This is a genomic window from Arthrobacter oryzae (genome assembly GCF_037911235.1).
GTDB lineage: Bacteria > Actinomycetota > Actinomycetes > Actinomycetales > Micrococcaceae > Arthrobacter > Arthrobacter oryzae_E.
The window spans coordinates 54154-71491 of record NZ_JBBLYW010000005.1; the positions used below are offsets into that span (position 1 = coordinate 54154).

Annotated in this window: 15 protein-coding genes; 5 read left to right on the forward strand and 10 right to left on the reverse strand. The window is 65.7% G+C overall.

What is annotated here, in order from left to right; all coding sequences use genetic code 11:
• Window positions 1–76: 76 nt before the first annotated feature.
• From der to WMN78_RS01990, 9 genes are all read right to left on the reverse strand, one after another.
• The gene (der, locus tag WMN78_RS01950) at window positions 77–1627 is read right to left on the reverse strand and encodes a ribosome biogenesis GTPase Der (protein WP_028271704.1); all 1551 of its coding nucleotides are present in this window, start codon (window positions 1625–1627) and stop codon (window positions 77–79) included.
• A gap of 10 nt (window positions 1628–1637) precedes the next feature.
• A complete protein-coding gene (locus WMN78_RS01955; RefSeq protein WP_340531741.1) occupies window positions 1638–2339 on the reverse strand; it encodes a lysophospholipid acyltransferase family protein in 702 nt (233 codons plus the stop codon).
• A 46-nt stretch (window positions 2340–2385) separates the two neighbouring features.
• Window positions 2386–3099 carry a (d)CMP kinase gene (gene cmk / locus WMN78_RS01960; RefSeq protein WP_340531705.1) on the reverse strand — a complete coding sequence of 238 codons (714 nt, stop codon included), beginning with the start codon at window positions 3097–3099 and terminating at the stop codon, window positions 2386–2388.
• A complete protein-coding gene (locus tag WMN78_RS01965) occupies window positions 3099–4208 on the reverse strand; it encodes a prephenate dehydrogenase (RefSeq protein WP_340531706.1) in 1110 nt (369 codons plus the stop codon). Before WMN78_RS01965 ends, cmk begins: the two co-directional genes overlap by 1 nt.
• Window positions 4209–4211: 3 nt before the next feature.
• A complete protein-coding gene (locus tag WMN78_RS01970; RefSeq protein ID WP_340531708.1) occupies window positions 4212–5429 on the reverse strand; it encodes a pseudouridine synthase in 1218 nt (405 codons plus the stop codon).
• A gap of 111 nt (window positions 5430–5540) precedes the next feature.
• Entirely contained in the window at window positions 5541–6140 is a 600-nt protein-coding gene (gene scpB / locus WMN78_RS01975; RefSeq protein WP_340531742.1) for an SMC-Scp complex subunit ScpB, read from the reverse strand.
• 101 nt (window positions 6141–6241) lie between these two features.
• A complete protein-coding gene (locus tag WMN78_RS01980; protein ID WP_425341102.1) occupies window positions 6242–7099 on the reverse strand; it encodes a segregation and condensation protein A in 858 nt (285 codons plus the stop codon).
• Between the two features lie 56 nt (window positions 7100–7155).
• Window positions 7156–8055, reverse strand: coding sequence for a ParA family protein (locus WMN78_RS01985; protein WP_028271698.1), 900 nt, complete (start codon window positions 8053–8055; stop codon window positions 7156–7158).
• Between the two features lie 263 nt (window positions 8056–8318).
• Window positions 8319–9659, reverse strand: a complete 1341-nt coding sequence (locus tag WMN78_RS01990; RefSeq protein WP_340531709.1) for a cation:dicarboxylate symporter family transporter — start codon at window positions 9657–9659, stop codon at window positions 8319–8321.
• Between the two features lie 140 nt (window positions 9660–9799).
• Here WMN78_RS01990 and WMN78_RS01995 point away from each other — a divergent pair, with 140 nt between their 5' ends.
• Both WMN78_RS01995 and WMN78_RS02000 read left to right on the forward strand, forming a co-directional pair.
• Window positions 9800–11431 carry a sensor histidine kinase gene (locus WMN78_RS01995; protein ID WP_340531711.1) on the forward strand — a complete coding sequence of 544 codons (1632 nt, stop codon included), beginning with the start codon at window positions 9800–9802 and terminating at the stop codon, window positions 11429–11431.
• Window positions 11428–12138, forward strand: coding sequence for a response regulator (locus WMN78_RS02000; RefSeq protein ID WP_317782161.1), 711 nt, complete (start codon window positions 11428–11430; stop codon window positions 12136–12138). Before WMN78_RS01995 ends, WMN78_RS02000 begins: the two co-directional genes overlap by 4 nt.
• 43 nt (window positions 12139–12181) lie before the next feature.
• Here the strand turns inward: WMN78_RS02000 and WMN78_RS02005 are convergent, their stop codons facing one another.
• Window positions 12182–14083, reverse strand: coding sequence for a propionyl-CoA synthetase (locus tag WMN78_RS02005; protein ID WP_340531713.1), 1902 nt, complete (start codon window positions 14081–14083; stop codon window positions 12182–12184).
• Window positions 14084–14259: 176 nt separating this feature from the next.
• On the opposite strand from WMN78_RS02005, the gene WMN78_RS02010 reads away from it, so the two are divergent.
• From WMN78_RS02010 to prpB, 3 genes are read left to right on the forward strand one after another with little or no spacing between them, the layout of a single operon-like run.
• Complete coding sequence (locus WMN78_RS02010; RefSeq protein WP_340531715.1) at window positions 14260–14901, forward strand: GntR family transcriptional regulator; 642 nt, start codon at window positions 14260–14262, stop codon at window positions 14899–14901.
• 10 nt (window positions 14902–14911) lie between these two features.
• On the forward strand, window positions 14912–16432 hold the full coding sequence (locus tag WMN78_RS02015; RefSeq protein ID WP_340531716.1) for an MmgE/PrpD family protein: 1521 nt from the start codon (window positions 14912–14914) through the stop codon (window positions 16430–16432).
• On the forward strand, window positions 16432–17337 hold the full coding sequence (gene prpB / locus WMN78_RS02020) for a methylisocitrate lyase (RefSeq protein ID WP_340531718.1): 906 nt from the start codon (window positions 16432–16434) through the stop codon (window positions 17335–17337). Before WMN78_RS02015 ends, prpB begins: the two co-directional genes overlap by 1 nt.
• The last annotated feature ends 1 nt before the right edge of the window (window position 17338 follow it).

Here is a 17338-nt window from a genome sequence, read left to right on the forward strand (position 1 = left end):
CCACCTCCAAAAGCTTACACGATTCCGGAGGGTGCAAGTGACACTTTGCGGGTGTCACCGGCGAGGTGTGTCGTAATTAACGCTTCTTGCCGCGCTTTTCACGGACGCGCATGTTGACCTCGATGGGCGTTCCCTCGAAACCGAAGGTTTCGCGGAGGCGCCGGGTAATGAAGCGGCGGTATCCCGGGTCCAGGAACCCGGTAGTGAACAGGACAAATTTCGGCGGGCGGCTGGAAGCCTGGGTGCCGAAGAGGATGCGGGGCTGCTTGCCGCCGCGCACCGGGTGCGGGTGTGCAGCCACGAGTTCGCCGAGGAAGGCGTTCAGGCGTCCGGTGGGGATGCGCTTGTCCCAGCTTTCCAGTGCCGTGTCCAATGCAGGAACCAGACGGTCCTTGTGCCAGCCCGTCAGCGCCGAAATGTTCACGCGCGGCGCCCAGGCCACGTGGGCCAGGTCCTGCTCGATTTCACGTTCCAGGTAGGTGCGGCGTTCGTCGTCCAGCAGGTCCCATTTATTGAAGGCGAGAACCAGTGCGCGCCCGGATTCGATGGCCAGCTGCAGGATGCGGACATCCTGCTCGCTGAGCACTTCGTCCACGGCGAGCAGCACGACGGCGACCTCCGCCTTTTCCAGGGCGCTCTGCGTACGCAGCGAGGCGTAGAAGTCTGCGCCCTGTGCCATGTGCTGGCGGCGGCGGATGCCGGCTGTGTCGACAAAGCGCCAGGTGCGTCCGCCAAGTTCGATGAACTCATCGACGGGGTCGCGGGTGGTGCCGGCGGTGTTGTCCACGACAACACGCTCGGAACCCGCCAGCTTGTTAAGCAGGGAGGACTTGCCCACGTTCGGACGGCCGATCAGCGCGATGCGGCGCGGGCCGCCGGAGCGTTCCAGGCCTTCGATCGTGGAGTACTCGGGCAGGGTGTCCATGACGTGGTCGAGGAGGTCGGCGACGCCCCGGCCGTGCAGTGCCGAAACCGGGTACGGCTCACCGAAGCCAAGGCCCCAGAGCGTTGCCGAATCGGCTTCCTGCGCGAAGTCATCCACCTTGTTGGCCACCATGATGACCGGCTTCTTGGACTTGCGGAGCATCTTTACGACGGCTTCGTCCGTGGCGGTGGCCCCGACTGCGGAGTCGACGACGAACAGCACGGCGTCGGCGAGTTCCACGGCCATCTCGGCCTGTTCGGCGACCCGGGCGTGGATGCCGCGGGCATCGTGCTCCCAGCCGCCGGTGTCCACCACGGTGAAGTTCCGGCCGTTCCAGGTGGCCGAGTACATCACACGGTCGCGCGTGACGCCGGGGGTATCCTCCACCACGGCTTCGCGGCGGCCGAGGATACGGTTCACCAAGGTGGACTTGCCGACGTTCGGGCGGCCGATGATGGCCAGGACCGGATCGAGCTTGACCGGACCGTCGAAGTCCTCGTCGTCGTAGTGGCCGCTCAGGAGGGCGGCGTCATCCTCGTCCAGTTCGTAGTCGTCCAGGCCGGCCCGGAGGGAGGCGGCTCGGAGCTCGGCCTCGTCATCGTCCAGGGCAGCAAGATGCTCCGCCACCTGGTCCGTGCCGGTGGGCGTGTATTCGTCTTCGCCGGCGCCAAATTTGCCGGAGGCTTGAGTCGTATCGCTCATTGCACTTTCCTTAGTGGTGATCTGCCGGCGTCCCGGCTACTTCTTCATGACGTTTTTGCGGGGAATCCGCGCCGGGCAAAGGCTGCCCGCTGAGTTGAATCGTTTGCTGGACATGGCGTGCCAATGCAGCGCGGATCTCATTTCCCGCCCTGTCCATTGAAACACGCCCTGTCTCGCCGGGCCTTCGTCCTACAGCCAGGGCCTTGCCGAAGCTGACATGCAGCCTCCGGCCCGGCCACGGCACGGCGTCGAGGTGTTCGCCGCCGATCCTGGTGCCCAGGATGGCAACGGGAACCACGGTGGCGCCGGAGTTCAGCGCGAGCCAGGCGACCCCGTTGTTAATGGTGGAGGCCTCGCCGCGCCCCCGTGTTCCTTCCGGGAGGATACCGACGCACCTGCCGGCGTCGAGCGCGCATTTGCTGAGCTGCAGCGCGGCCCGGTCGCCGGAACGGTCCACCGGAAGCTGGCCCGAAGCCTTGAGGACGCGCCCGAGGAAACCCTTGAACATTTCCTTTTTAACGAGGATGTGCATGGGGCGCGGCGACGCGCCGAACATCACCGGCCCGTCCAGGAAGCTGATGTGGTTGCCGGCAAAGATCACGGGGCCTTCAACCGGAACGTTGTCCCGTCCGTGGATTGTCGTCCGGTAGACCACATGGTCCAGCAACCAGCCGACCGGCCGGCTCCAAGCCGTGGTCCAGGCACCCGGCAGGACTCCCTCGCCTGCCTGGCGTCGGCCCGGACGGGGGCCTCCCGCGTCAGTCACGGTTGAGGACCTTGTTGACGATGCCCAGGGCCGCGCCAACGGTGCCGTCGAAGTCCAGATCCGACGAATCCAGGGTGACAACACCGTCAGCAGCCGTGGTGAAGTTGACGACCGTCGAGTCCTTGGCGTCGCGCTGGGTGACCTGGGCCGCCAGCTGCTCAGCGCTCTGCGTGCCGCCCAGCTGGACGCCCCGGCGGCGCAGCCTGGCCTCCTCGCTGGCAGTCAGCAGCATGCGGACTTCAGCGTTGGGCGCCACCACGGTGGTGATGTCCCGCCCTTCCACCACGATGCGGCGGTGGTGGACCTCAATCAATTCACGCTGCCGGCGCACCAGTTCCTTCCGCGCACCGAGGGTGGTGGCGATGGCACTGACGGCCGAGGAGATGGCCGGTTCACGGATGGCCTCGGTCACGTCGATTCCGCCTACCCGGACGTATTCCTCATTCGGGGTGGTGCTGACGTCCAGCGGCAGGTCCTCGGACGCCTGCTCAATGGCCCCGGCGTCGCCCAGGTCGATGCCCCGGTCCAGGCAGTACCAGGTCAGGGCACGGTACATGGCGCCCGTGTCCAGGTATGCCAGGCGGAGGCGTCGTGCCACTTCCCTGCTGACGCTGGACTTCCCGGACCCGGAAGGGCCGTCGATGGCAACCACCAGCGGCCGGCCCTGGCGAAGCATGGGCACGGTATCAATGAGTTCCTGTGTCATTACTGCAGTACCCGCCATCCACGGTCGTTGAGTGCTTCGATCAGCAGATCATGTTTGTTGGGCAAAACCGACAGTTCCACCATTCCTACATTCTGCCCGGAGGAGTGGTCCAGCCGCAGGTCTTCGAGGTTGACCCCGATTTCGCCGATCTCCGTCAGGAGGCGGGCGATCTGTCCCGGCCGGTCGTCCACCAGGACGGTCAACCAGGAATAGGCCTGCGGGGGTCCGCCATGCTTGCCCGGAATCCGGGACTGGCCGGCGTTGCCCTCGCTGATCAGCTGGGCCAGGTCAAGGCGGGCACCGGGGGCAGCCGGATCTTCAAGCGTGCCAATCAGGCGGTTGAGGTCCTCACGCACGCCGTGCAGGATCTCGACCACCGGGCCCGCGTTGGCACCCAGAATCTGGACCCACAGCGTGGGATCGCTGGCCGCGATCCGGGTGACGTCGCGCAAACCGTTTCCGGCCAGGGACAAGGCGTGCAGAGGCGTACCCTGCAGCCGGCTGGCCACCAGCGATGACATCACCTGGGGAAGGTGCGACACGAGCGCCACGGCGTGGTCATGTTCCTCGGCGCCGAACTGTGTGACCACGGCACCGAGGTCCGTGGCCAGGGCACGGGCGGCCTGCAGCGCCCCCGGCGACGTTTCCGCCGACGGGCAAACCACCCACGGCATGGAGGTGAACAGCTCACCTCGGGCCGCCACGGGTCCTGACTTTTCCCGTCCGGCCATCGGATGCGTGCCCACGTAGCGGGCAAGGTCCACGCCGCGACCCCGAAGGTCGGCCAGGATTCCGGCCTTGACGCTGGCGATGTCCACCACTGTTGCCGCGGGGTAGTCAGCCAGTGAGCGCTGCACCACGTCCGCTGTTACGTCCGGCGGAGCGGCCACAACAACAAGTTCGGGCTGCTCGTCGCCAAGGCGCGGCAATGGAAGGCCTGCCCCGATATCGACGGCGACCGCCTGGTTGGTGGGTGACGGGTCGGACAGGAATACGGATACGCCGCGGCCCCGGAGTCCCAGGCCGATGCTGGTACCCAGCAGTCCCGTTCCGATAACCACTACCGGGCCGCTCAGGTGCCCGCGGCCGTGGGTACGAAAGGCAGACATGGGCTACAGCCCTACGGATGCCAGCAGGTGGCCGACTTCCTGCTTGCCGAGGTTGCGGATGCTCCCCTGGCGCTGGTCTCCCAGGCCGATGGGACCCACCTTGACGCGCACAAGCCGGAGTACCGGGAAGCCGACGGCATCGAAGAGGCGGCGCACGATGCGGTTCTTGCCGGAGTGCAGCACCACCTCGATCAGCACGTGACCCGGGGTCGAGTCCACCAGCTTGAACGAGTCCACCGACGCGAATCCGTCTTCGAGTTCAACGCCGGCCTTCAGCTGTGCGCCGATTCCCTGCGGGAACGGACCGCGGACCTGGACCAGGTACGTCTTGGGTACCTCGTAGGACGGGTGCGTCAAACGGTTGGCGAGTTCGCCGTCGTTCGTCAGCAGTAGCAGCCCCTCGGTGGCGACATCGAGCCGTCCCACGTGGAAGAGGCGTTCGCCGTGGGTGTTGCGGACGAAGTCGCTGATGCACGGACGGCCGTCCGGGTCCTCCATGGTGGACACAACGCCCTTGGGCTTGTTGAACACCATGTACACCATGTTCTCGTCCAGCTGGATGCGAAGGCCGTCGACGTGGATTACTGCCGTCTTCGGGTCGACGCGGACACCGAGCTCGGTGACAACCTTGCCGTCCACTTCCACGCGGCCTTCGGAGATCATTTCCTCGCACACGCGCCGTGAAGCGACGCCGGCGGAGGCCATGACCTTCTGCAGGCGGATGCCGTCGGCATCATGCAATTCGGACTGCGGAACATCGCCGCGGGGTCCGCGCTTGCGCGAAGGCTTGCGGACGGCGCCGAGGTTCTGGCCGAAACGTTCGCCGCCGAAAGCGCGCGTTCCGAAAGTCTTGGCTGACGCGGACCGCGGCTTGGGCTTGAGGGCGCCGGGGGTGCCGGGCACCTTGCCTGCGCCGGGCTTGCGTGCACCGGGCTTCCGGGCAGCAGGTTTGCCCTGCTTCCAGTCACCGGATGCCGGCCGGTCTGCCGGTGCGCCGGCCGGACCCTGCAGGTCCGGATCGACGAAGGCCTCTTCGCGAGGCTTGGGGCGCTTGAAGGGACGGTCGCCGCCGCCCTTGTAGCCGGCGCCGCTAGCACCGCCGGCGCGACCGCTGCCGCCCTGCGCCGGATTGCGTCCGGCGCCTTGTGCGGCGTTGCCGCGTCCGGCGCTGTTGCGTCCCGAACTGTTACGTGGTGAACCCTGGCGTCCCGCCTGTGTCATGACCCGTCCTTCGTTATGTTGGCCGGCGATGGTTGTCTCCCGACAACACTAGCCAGCCGGGCGGATTAAGTCCGCCCTGGGTGGATACTCGTGCGCAGGCATGGATACTGCCTACATTCTTCCGGCGTCGTAGAACTCTTCGATGCCTTCAAGCCCTGGAAGATGGGGTGAAAGCTGCGGCAACTCAGCCACCGAGCCGATTCCCATACGCTCCAGGAAATACGACGTCGTGCGGTAAAGGACAGCCCCGGATTCGGGATCGGTACCCGAATCTTCGATGAGTCCCCGCTGCATGAGCGTCCGCACGACAGAGTCAACATTAACTCCTCGAATTGCAGACACCCTGGCCCTTGATACGGGCTGGCGGTAGGCGATGACGGCGAGCGTTTCGAGCGCCGCCTGCGTCAGCCTGGCTGTCTGTCCCTCCAGCACGAAACCGCCGACGACGTCGGCGAAATCCGCACGGGAATAGATGCGCCAGCCTCCGGCGATATTCCGCAATTCAAAACCCCGGGGTCTGGATGTGTGGCCAGCTGTGTTGATACGAGCAGTTTTAATACGCGCTGCGCTGGCAACGTCCGTGTCCGGGGCATTAACAGTATAGCCGTTATACTCGCGCTGAAGTTCCGCCAGGATCTGCTCGACGGTCTCGACGGTGAGGTTCAGCCCGGCGGCCAGTTCGACGGCGGTAGCCGGCTGGTCTATGACCATCAGCACGGCCTCGAGGGCGGCATGCGCGCCGCCCGGGAGTTCCGCGACGTTTACTCCGCTGTCCGTGTCCCCGCTGGTGGCCGGATCCGGCGTGGTGGCGTTCAAGCCTGCTCCTCGTATTCCTCGGTGAGATTTTCGTTGTTCCAGTCATCGCACCCGGCCGTCCAGTGCACTGTCAGGTCGCCCAGCGGGAGCAGCTGGTCGAACCCGACCACCTTGTCCCTGAACATTTCCAGGAGCGCCAGGAAGCGGGCCACTACAACCATCGTTGATTCAGCATCGGCGATCAGTGCCCGGAACGACAACGGCCTTCCCGCCTGAAGCTTCAGGCCAAGGATTTCAGCCTGTTCCTTGACGCTCACCGCGCTGCCGTGCAGGTGCGCCAGGCCAACCTCGGTTGGTGCTGCCTCCTTGGGCTTTAGCGCAGCTTCCGCGAGGGCGGCAAACTGCCCGGGGGTGTGACGCCATACGAGTTCCGGAAGCAGTGCCGCGAATCCGGGTTCCAGTGCGACTTGGCGGGGGTAGCTGCGGGCCTCGAGTTCCAGGGTGGAGTTGATGAGGCCGGCCACTTGCTTGAAGGCTTTGTATTGGAGCAGCCGGGCGAAGAGGAGGTCGCGGGCTTCGAGCAGGGCGACGTCTTCGTCGTCTTCCACTTCCCCTGCCGGCAGGAGCCTGGCGGCTTTCAGGTCGAGGAGCGTTGCTGCGATGACCAGGAACTCGCTGGCTTCATCCAGCGCCCATTCCTCCCCCAGTTTCTGGAGGTTCCGGATGTACTTGATGAATTCATCGGTTACCGTGGCCAGGGCCACCTCGGTGATGTCCAGCTGATGCTTGCTGATGAGGCCGAGCAGCAGATCGAAGGGACCGGTGAAGTTGGTGAGCCGCACTTCGAAGCCCGGTTTTTTCGCCGGCCCGGTGCGCGAATCAGCCACCGGATCCGTCGTCTGGTCCGCCAGCAGACCCGCGTCCGGGCCTGCGGTTGCGAGCGACGTGCCTGCCAGTGCCACAGCCTTGGCTAGGGCGCGCCGCCGCGCGAAATCAGCTCCTTGGCCAGGCGGCGGTAGGCGTCGGCACCGATGTGGTTGGCGGCGTAGCTGGTGATTGGCTCCGCGGCCACCGTGGCGTCGGCAAACTTGATGGAGCGCTTGATGACGGTCTCGAAGACCTTGTCTCCGAAGGCTTCCACCAGCCTGCTGATAACTTCGCGGCTGTGCAGGGTGCGGGCGTCGTACATGGTGGCCAGGACCCCGTCCACCTGGAGCCTGGGGTTCAGCCGGTCCTGGACCTTATCGATGGTTTCCACCAGCAGCGCAACGGCCCGCAGTGCGAAGAACTCGCAGATCAGCGGAATGATGACGCCGTGGGCAGCCGTGAGGGCGTTGACCGTCAGCAGGCCAAGCGACGGCTGGCAGTCGATCAGGACGACGTCGTAATCGTCCTCCACTTTTTTCAGGGCACGGTCCAGCACCTGCTCGCGCGCAACTTCGTTGACCAGCTGTACTTCCGCGGCCGAGAGGTCGATGTTCGCCGGAAGCAGGTCGACGTTTTCGACGCCGGTGTGCTGGATGGCGTCACGGATGTCCACTTTGCGGTCCATCAGGACGTTGTAGACCGTCAGGTCCAGTTCATGCGGGTTCGTCCCAAGGCCTGCGGACAGTGCCCCCTGGGGATCAAAGTCCACCAGCAGGACCCGGCGGCCGTATTCGGCGAGCGCAGCAGCCAGGTTAATCGTGGAGGTCGTTTTCCCCACGCCGCCCTTCTGGTTCACCATGGCGATCACGCGGGCGGGGCCATGGGACGACAGTGGCGCAGGCTCGGGGAATTCGCGGTAGGGGCGCCCGGTAGGACCCATGACGGCGTCTTCCAGATCGAGTTCGGTGCCTTCCAGAGTTGCTGAACCCTGTTCGCTGCTCACGTATCTATCCACACTTTCGATGACGTTGGTGTCCTGCCGCTGAATGTCCAGCGCCTATGGTTCCTTCCCACCAAGGTTACAGCGCCGCATGAGTGATTCAACGGAACTTGACACGCGCCCTTGATTGAGCCTTTACCTTCTGGTAAAGGTCGAAGGTTTAAGCCGTCCATGCAAAAAACCGCCCGAACAGGATGATCCTGTACGGGCGGTCTTTTCTTCTTCTACTGCTGCTTTACTACGGTTTCACTACAGGATGGGCCGGGTCAGGCGCGGGCCGGAACCGTTGCTGCCGGTGCTTCCTGTTCGACGTGGTGGTGGGCGATCATGGTCTGCTCGTCGAAGGGCTCTTCGCCGGACAGGACGCGCTCCACCTGGCCGCCGTCGATCTCCTTGACCCAGGTGCCGATCAGGACCGTGGCCACCGCATTGCCGGTGAAGTTGGTCAGGGCGCGGGCCTCGGACATGAACCGGTCGATGCCGACGATCATGCCGACGCCGCCGAGCAGTTCCGGCTTGTGGGCCTGCAGGCCTGCGGCCAGGGTGGCCAGGCCGGCACCGGTGACGCCTGCTGCGCCCTTGGAGGCGATGATCATGAAGACCAGCAGGGAAACCTGGGCGCCCAGATCCAGCGGAGTGCCCATGGCGTTGGCCACGAACAGGGACGCCATGGTCAGGTAGATGGCCGTGCCGTCAAGGTTGAAGGAGTATCCGGTGGGAACCGTGACGCCGACAACCGGCTTGGAGACACCCAGGTGCTCCATCTTGGCGATGAGGCGGGGCAGGGCGGCCTCGGAGGAGGACGTGGAGAAGATCAGCAGGTATTCGCGGGCCAGGTACTTCATGAGGCGGAAGATGTTGACGCCTGCCACGACCTGCAGCAGCCCGCCAAGGATGATCACGATGAACAGTGCGCAGGTGATGTAGAAGGCGGCCATCAGGGTGAACATGCTGACGATGGCCTGGACGCCGGTGGCTCCCACGACGGCGGCGATGGCACCGAAGGCGCCCACCGGGGCAAGCCACATGATCATGATGAGGATGCGGAACACGACAGCCTGGCCGTGGCCGATGGCCTTGAGTACCGGCGCACCCTGCGGGCCCATCTTCTGCAGGGCGAAGCCTACGAGGAGTGCGGCAAAGAGCGTCGGAAGGACCGGAATGTCTCCCGGGATGATCCCGAGGAGGAAGGCGACGGTGCTGTCGACTTCTGCCTTCTTGGAAGGATCGTACGGCGCCAGCTTCAGGCCCTCGCCCGGGTGGATCAGGTTGCCAACCACCAGGCCGATGGCGAGCGCGAAGGTAGACATGAGCACGAAGTACCCCAGCGCCAGGCCACCGACCTTGCCCACCGTGGCCGCCTTCGCGATGGAGCCGATGCCCAGGACGATGGTGCAGAAGATGATGGGCGCAATCATCATCTTGATCAGCTTGATGAACCCGTCGCCCAGCGGCTTGAGGGATTTCCCGACCTCCGGGAACATGAGTCCGATCACTGCGCCGAGGATTACGGCGGCGATGACGGCGATGTAGAGGTAGTGCGACTTGTCGAGTCCCTTGCGCTTTGCCTTGACAGGCGTAGCTGACTCTCCTCTTTGAGAAGCCATGATGTGTCTCCTTATGGATAATCTGGAAGACGTTGCGGCACAGTCTCTGGGCTCCACACGTCCGTCCGGTGTGATATCCATCATTGGGCATGGCGTGACCTGGCTCACCGTTGCGTTCATATTGGTCGTGGAAGGTTGGCATGAGGCACAAATGGAGCATTGCGCGCCGGCTGTTCGTGGCGCATTTGCTGTTTATGCTCGCCCTGACCGCCACGGTGGGAACGGCCACCTTCATCGATGCCCGGGACCACGCCTACGACGAGGCCGGCCGCCGGATGTCCGGGATCGCCACGTCTGTTGCTGACAATCCCCTGGTGCTGCAGGCTGCCGGGCTGCCGGACCCGTCCGCGGTGCTGCAGCCTTATGCCCTGGACGTGATGGCCGACGCCGACGTGGATTTCATCACCATCATGGCTCCGGACCGGACCCGGTGGACCCACCCGCGCAGCGAGGAACTGGGCAGGCCGTACATAGGATCGATTGATGCCGCCCTGAACGGACAGGTGTTTACCGAAATCACTGCCGGGACGCTGGGGCCATCGGTGCGCACCATCGCACCCGTGAAGGACCAGTCGGGAAACGTCAAGGCCCTGGTGGCTGCCGGAGTAACGGTCCGGACCGTTGATGTCGCCGTCTCCGGCCGCCTTCCGGCCCTGCTGGCCATCGCCTTCGCACTCCTGGTGGGCGGTTCAGTGGCGTCCTGGGTCCTTGGCCGTTACCTGCGCAACGTCACGCGGGGCTGGGGACCCGAGCAGCTCGCCCAGCTGTTCGCGTACTACGAGTCCGTCCTTCATTCCGTCCGTGAGGGGGTCATCCTGATCGATTCCAAGGGGCGGGTGGTGATGTACAACGACCAGGCCGCCGAACTCCTTGGGCTCGCGCCACGGCCGTCCGGGAGCGACCCCGCCGATGCGGCCCTGCTCAGCGACCTCCCGCTGGCACCCAGCCTGAAGGACCTGTTCGAATCCGGACGGACTGCGAAGGACGAAATCCATCTGGCCGGACCCCGCGTCCTGGTGATCAACCAGGGGCCCGCGGTGGGTCCGTCATCCTCGGCCGGCCGCCAGCGTCCGGCTGTTTTCGGGACCGTGGCAACCATCCGCGACCGCACGGAGATCGAGTCCCTCGGCAGCGAACTGGAAACCATGCGCACGCTGTCCGACGCGCTCCGGGCCCAGACCCACGAGCACGCCAACCGCCTCCACACCATCGTGTCGCTGATGGAACTGGGGCGGGCGGACGAGGCCCTGGATTTTGCCACCAAGGACCTGGAGCTCAGCCAGCAGCTCACGGATGAGATGGTGGGTGCCATTGAAGAACCCGTACTCGGTGCCCTCCTCATGGGAAAGGCAGCTGAGGCGCACGAGCGCGGCGTCGAACTGGGCCTGCAGGCGAACAGCACCGCGGGGACCGCCGGCGTCGCCGTCCAGGACCTGGTGACCATTCTTGGCAACCTGCTGGACAACGCCATCGACGCGGCGGCCGACGCTCCGGCGCCCAAATGGGTGGAATTGTCGGTGGAGTCCGGCGTCCGGGGCATTGAGATCACCGTGGAGGACTCCGGACGCGGCATTGACCCCGATGCCGTGGAGGACGTGTTCCGGTATGGATTCAGCACCAAGCCCGCCGGCAAGTACGGCCGGGGCCTGGGCCTGGCACTGGTCAGGCAGGCCGTCCACCGGCTGGGCGGCACCATGGCCATCACGAATCCCCGCGGAGCGCATTTCCACATCTTCCTTCCAGCAGCCGGGACCACCAAGGAGACTTCATGAGCGACATCCGGGTCCTCGTCGTCGAGGACGAACCGGTGGCCGCGGCCGCCCACGGCGCCTACCTGGGGAGGCTCCCGGGTTTCTCGCTGGCCGGCACGGCCCCCGACGGCCAATCGGCGCTGCGCCTCCTGGCGGAATTCGCCGCCGCCGGCAACCCCGTGGAACTCGTCCTCCTGGACATGAACCTCCCCGACCTCCACGGCCTGGACATTGCGCGGCGGATGCGGGCCTCGGGGCTGCTTCCGGACATCATCGCCATCACCGCCGTGCGTGAGCTCAACATCGTGCGCAGTGCCGTGTCCATCGGGGTGGTCCAGTACCTCATCAAGCCGTTCACCTACGCGACCTTTGCAGACAAGCTGACCAGCTACCGGCAGTTCCGCGAGCAGCTGGCCGCAAGCCTGGGCGGGACGAAATCCGGGGCATCACAGAGCGACGTCGACCAGGCCTTCGCCAGCCTGCGGGCGCCGAGCGAGCTTCCGCTTCCCAAGGGCCTGTCGACGTCAACCCTGGACGCCGTCCAGGAGTTCATGAAGCAGCAGGCGGATGCCGTCTCGGCCACGGAGGTCATGGATGCCCTGGGGATGTCCCGGGTGACGGCCCGGCGATACCTGGAGTACCTTGCCGACGCCGGAACTGTTTCCCGGACCGCCCGCTACGGCGCCCCCGGCAGGCCCGAAAACGAGTACCGCTGGACCCGGGGCTGACCGCAAAGCACCACCCACCGGTGCCTGCCGGCAGCTCAGCGTGTCATGGCCGGGGACCGGCAGGACGCAGGGTGCTGATCAGCTGGTCGATCACCCCGGCGTCTTCAATCGTGGACGGCACGACATATTCCTCGCCGTCCGCAATCTGCCGCATGGTCTTGCGGAGGATCTTCCCCGACCGGGTCTTGGGCAGCGCATCCACCACTGCCACGTGCTTGAAGTCCGCAACGGCTCCGATATCCCGGCGGACCAGCGCGATCAGGTCCTTGACCAGGATGTCCTCCGGCACCTCCACTCCCGATTTCAGGACCACGTACCCGCTGGGCCGCTGGCCCTTCAACGGATCCGCGAGGCCGATCACTGCGCATTCGGCCACCGCCGGGTGCTGGCCGATCACCTGCTCCATGGCACCAGTGGACAGCCGGTGCCCGGCCACGTTGATGATGTCGTCGGTGCGGCCCATGACGAACACATAGCCGTCCTCGTCCCGGTAACCGGAATCGCCGGTGGCATAGGAGCCCTCGAAGGCCTGGAGGTAGGAGGATACGTAGCGTTCGTCGTCGCCCCAGAGAGTGGCCAGCGTTCCCGGCGGCAGCGGCAGGCCGAGCACGATGTTGCCCTCCGTATTGGCCCCCACGTCCTCCCCCAGGCCGTCCACGATGTTGAGCTTGAACCCCGGCATCGGAACACTCGGCGACCCTGCCTTGATCGGGAGCTTCTCCAGTCCCCTGGGGTTGGCACAGATAGCCCAGCCTGTCTCGGTCTGCCACCAGTGGTCCACCACCGGAACGCCCAGGGCCTGCGTGGCCCAGTGGAAGGTATCGGTATCAAGCCGCTCCCCTGCAGCGAAAAGTGTCCGCAGGCTGGAGATGTCGTACTCCCGAAGCAGCGTCGCCTCCGGATCCGCCTTCCGGATGGCGCGCAGCGCGGTGGGGGCGGTGAACAGGACGTTGACCTTGTGGTCCCGGATCACGCGCCAGAAGGCACCCGCGTCCGGAGTTCCCACCGGTTTGCCCTCATAGAGGACGGTGGTGGCGCCGGCCAGCAGGGGGCCATAAACGATGTAGGAGTGCCCCACCACCCAGCCGACGTCCGAGGCAGTCCACATGACGTCGCCGGGGTTGATGTCATAGATGTTCTCCAGGGTCCAGCTGAGCGCCACGGCATGGCCGCCGTTGTCCCGAACCACTCCCTTGGGGCTGCCCGTGGTTCCCGAGGTGTAGAGGATGTAGAGAGGGTCGGTGGCTTTGACGTCCACCGGCGCCGCCGGTTCCGCAGAGGCCATCTCCGATTCCCAGTCCAGCCAGCCCGCGTAGTCCGATGCTGCGGAGGCGAAGCCGTCACGTGCCGTGACAATCACGGGGAGCTCCGGTACTCCGGCCAGGCGGAGGGCTTCCTCCACGGCGGGAAGGTATTCGATCCGGCGCGACGGCTCCATCCCGCCTGACGCCGTGACCACGACGGCGGGCGCCGCGTCCCGGATGCGGGCAGCGAGCTCCTTGGGGGCAAACCCGCCGAAGACCACCGAATGGACCGCCCCAAGCCGCGCCGTGGCCAGCATCGCGATGGCGGCTTCGGGAATCATCGGCATGTAGATCACGACGCGGTCCCCCTTGCCGACTCCGCGCCGTCGGAGAACTCCGGCGAAGCGGGCCACAAGCTCTGTGAGTTCGGCGTAGCTGTAACGCCGACGGGTGCCGAGCATGGCGGAGTCGTAAATGAGCGCGTCCTGCCCGCCCCGCCCGGCCTCCACATGGCGGTCCAGGGCGTTATAGGACGTATTCAGGACCCCGTCCGGAAACCAGCTGTACAGCGGCGCCCGGCTGGAATCCAGGGCCTGCGTCGGCGGCGCCGACCAGGAAATCTTTCCGGCGGCATCCAGCCAGAAGTCTTCGGGCTTCTCCAGGCTCTGGGTATAGCTGTCCTGATAGCTCTTGGTAACCATGAAATGCATCCCGTCCACGACATTGTGATGAGGGCCATGCTAGTCCGGGCCGGAGGCGCGCACAAGGGTGCGTGTATACAAATCTGCACATTATCCGGCCTTTGTTGGCGACTTACTGGGCAAAGGGTCCGTCTGTGTATACACTGAGGGAACGTCAACCAATGAAGGAGGCAGGGATGCGCGCCAGCGACAGGGCCTATGCGGCATTGCGCGATGACATCATCGAATGGCGCCTCCTGCCCGGGACGGTGCTCGCTGAAGTGGAGCAGTCTGAACGGCTCGGCGTCTCCCGCACCCCCCTCCGGGAGGCCCTGAGCCGGCTTACCGCAGAGGGCCTGACGACGACGGCGGGCGGCCGCGGCGTCGTCGTCACCGATATTTCGCTCGACGACATCGACGAGCTTTTCGAACTGCGCGAAACCCTTGAAGGGCGGGCGGCCGCGCTGGCCGCCGAGCGCGGGGACCACGCAACGTTCGAGCAGCTCCGGCTTGAGCTCCTCCAGGCCCCGGAGCTGATCAACGGCAGCGACCCCGGCCGGCACGCCTACTACGAGCTCGCAGGGCGCCTCGATGCGGCGATCGATGCGGCGATATCCAACTCCTACCTGGCCCAGGCCATGCGAAGTTTGCGCGTGCACCTGGTCCGGGTCCGCCGGCTGGCCGCCGACGACGCCCAGCGGCTCACCGCTGCCGCCGCCGAGCACGCCGCCATTGCTGAGGCGATCGCCGCAGGCAATCCCCGGCTTGCCGAAGCCGCCACCACCCTTCACCTGCACCGAAGCCTTTCCCACGTCAAAGTCACGCATACACCTCACTAGAAGGAGCACCATGGTCAAGGAACACCACGTCCGCGTTTACAAGAGCGAGGAAAACCTCCCCCGCGAGGACCAGCTTGCGTACAAGATCGCGAAGGTTGCCACCGATCCCGTCGCCGTCACCGACGAGGTCACCGACATGGTGATCAACCGAGTGATCGATAACGCCTCGGTGGCCATCGCATCCCTGAACCGCGCCCCGATCGTTGCGGCCCGCGCCCAGGCCCTGACCCACGGACCCACCACCGGCGGCAAGGGATCCAAGGTCTTCGGCATCGACGAGCGCGTATCGCCCGAATGGGCCGCCTGGGCCAACGGCGTCGCGGTCCGTGAACTCGACTACCACGACACGTTCCTGGCCGCGGACTACTCCCACCCGGGCGACAACATCCCGCCGATCCTTGCCGTCGCCCAGCACGTGGGCTCCAGCGGACAGGACCTGGTCCGCGGCATTGCCACCGGCTACGAGATCCAGGTAAACCTGGTCAAGGCCATCTGCCTGCACAAGCACAAGATCGACCATGTGGCCCACCTCGGCCCGTCCGCCGCCGCCGGAATCGGCACCCTGCTGGGCCTCGACGTCGAGACCATCTTCCAGTCCGTGGGACAGGCGCTGCACACCACCACCGCCACCCGCCAGTCCCGCAAGGGCGAAATCTCCACCTGGAAGGCGCACGCCCCGGCCTTCGCCGGAAAGATGGCCGTCGAGGCCGCGGACCGCTCCATGCGCGGCCAGACCTCCCCGGTGCCGATCTACGAAGGTGAAGACGGCGTCATCGCCTGGATGCTCGATGGTCCGGATGCCTCCTACATGGTGCCGCTGCCCACTCCCGGCGAAGCCAAGCGCGCCATCCTGGACACCTACACCAAGGAACACTCCGCCGAGTACCAGGCCCAGGCCTGGATCGACCTCGCCCGGAAGCTGCACGGCGAGCGCCCCGAGGTCACCGACCCGGCCAACGTGAAATCGGTCCTGATCAAGACCAGCCACCACACCCACTACGTGATCGGTTCGGGCGCCAATGACCCGCAGAAGTACAGCCCCACGGCCAGCCGGGAAACGCTGGATCACTCGATCCCGTACATTTTCACCGTCGCCCTGCAGGACGGCGCCTGGCACCACGTCGATTCCTATGCGCCGGAACGGGCCGCCCGCCCCGACACGGTGGAGCTGTGGCACAAGGTGACAACGGTGGAGGACCCGGAATGGACCCGCCGCTACCACTCCCTGGACATCGCGGAGAAGGCCTTCGGCGGCTCCGTCGAGATCACCCTCACCGACGGCACGGTCATCACCGACGAAATCGCCGTCGCTGATGCCCACCCGCTGGGTGCGCGGCCGTTCGCCCGGGAGCAGTACGTCAACAAGTTCCGCACCCTCGCCGCCGGCGTCGTTTCCGAAGAGGAGATCGAACGGTTCCTGGCCGCCGCTGCCAGGCTGCCGGAACTTGCCGCCGGCGAGCTGGACCAGCTCAACATCAAGGCAGCCGACGGCGTGATCGACCTCGCTGCCGCACCGAAGGGACTCTTCTGATGCTGTACTCGAAGGTCACGCCGGAGCAGAAGCGCGTCCGGTTCCGCGAGCTCCTGGCCTCCGGAACCATCCAGCAGTTCCCCGGCGCGTTCAACCCGCTCTCGGCCCGCCTGATCGAGGAGAAGGGCTTCGCCGGGGTCTACATCTCCGGCGCTGTGCTTGCCAACGACCTTGGCCTGCCGGACATCGGCCTGACCACGCTCACGGAGGTGGCAACACGGGCCGGACAGATCGCCCGCATGACCGACCTGCCCAGCATCGTCGACGCCGACACCGGCTTCGGCGAGCCCATGAACGTGGCCCGCAGCGTCCAGGAACTCGAGAACGCCGGCCTGGCCGGCTGCCACATCGAGGACCAGTTCAATCCCAAGCGCTGCGGCCACCTGGACGGCAAGAACGTGGTGGATCTGGACACCGCCACCAAACGCATCCGCGCCGCTGCGGACGCCCGCCGGGACCCCAACTTCCTCATCATGGCCCGGACCGACATCCGCGCCACGGACGGGCTGGAAGCGGCGCAGGAGCGTGCCAAGGCGCTGGTCGAGGCCGGGGCGGACGCCATCTTCCCCGAAGCGATGAAGGACCTTAGCGAGTTCCAGGCCATCCGCGACGCCGTGGACGTGCCCATCCTCGCCAACATGACCGAATTCGGCCAAAGCGAGCTCTTCACCGTGAAGGAACTCCAGGGCGTCGGAGTGAACATGGTCATCTACCCTGTCACCCTGCTCCGTAGTGCCATGGGGGCCGCTGAGCGTACTCTGGAATCGATCAGGTCCGACGGCACCCAGGAGGCACAGGTAGAAAGCATGCTGACCCGTGCGCGGTTGTACGACCTTGTGGACTATGAGGCCTACAACCGCTTCGACACCGGGGTCTTCAATTTCAAGATCCCCGGTACCAACTGAC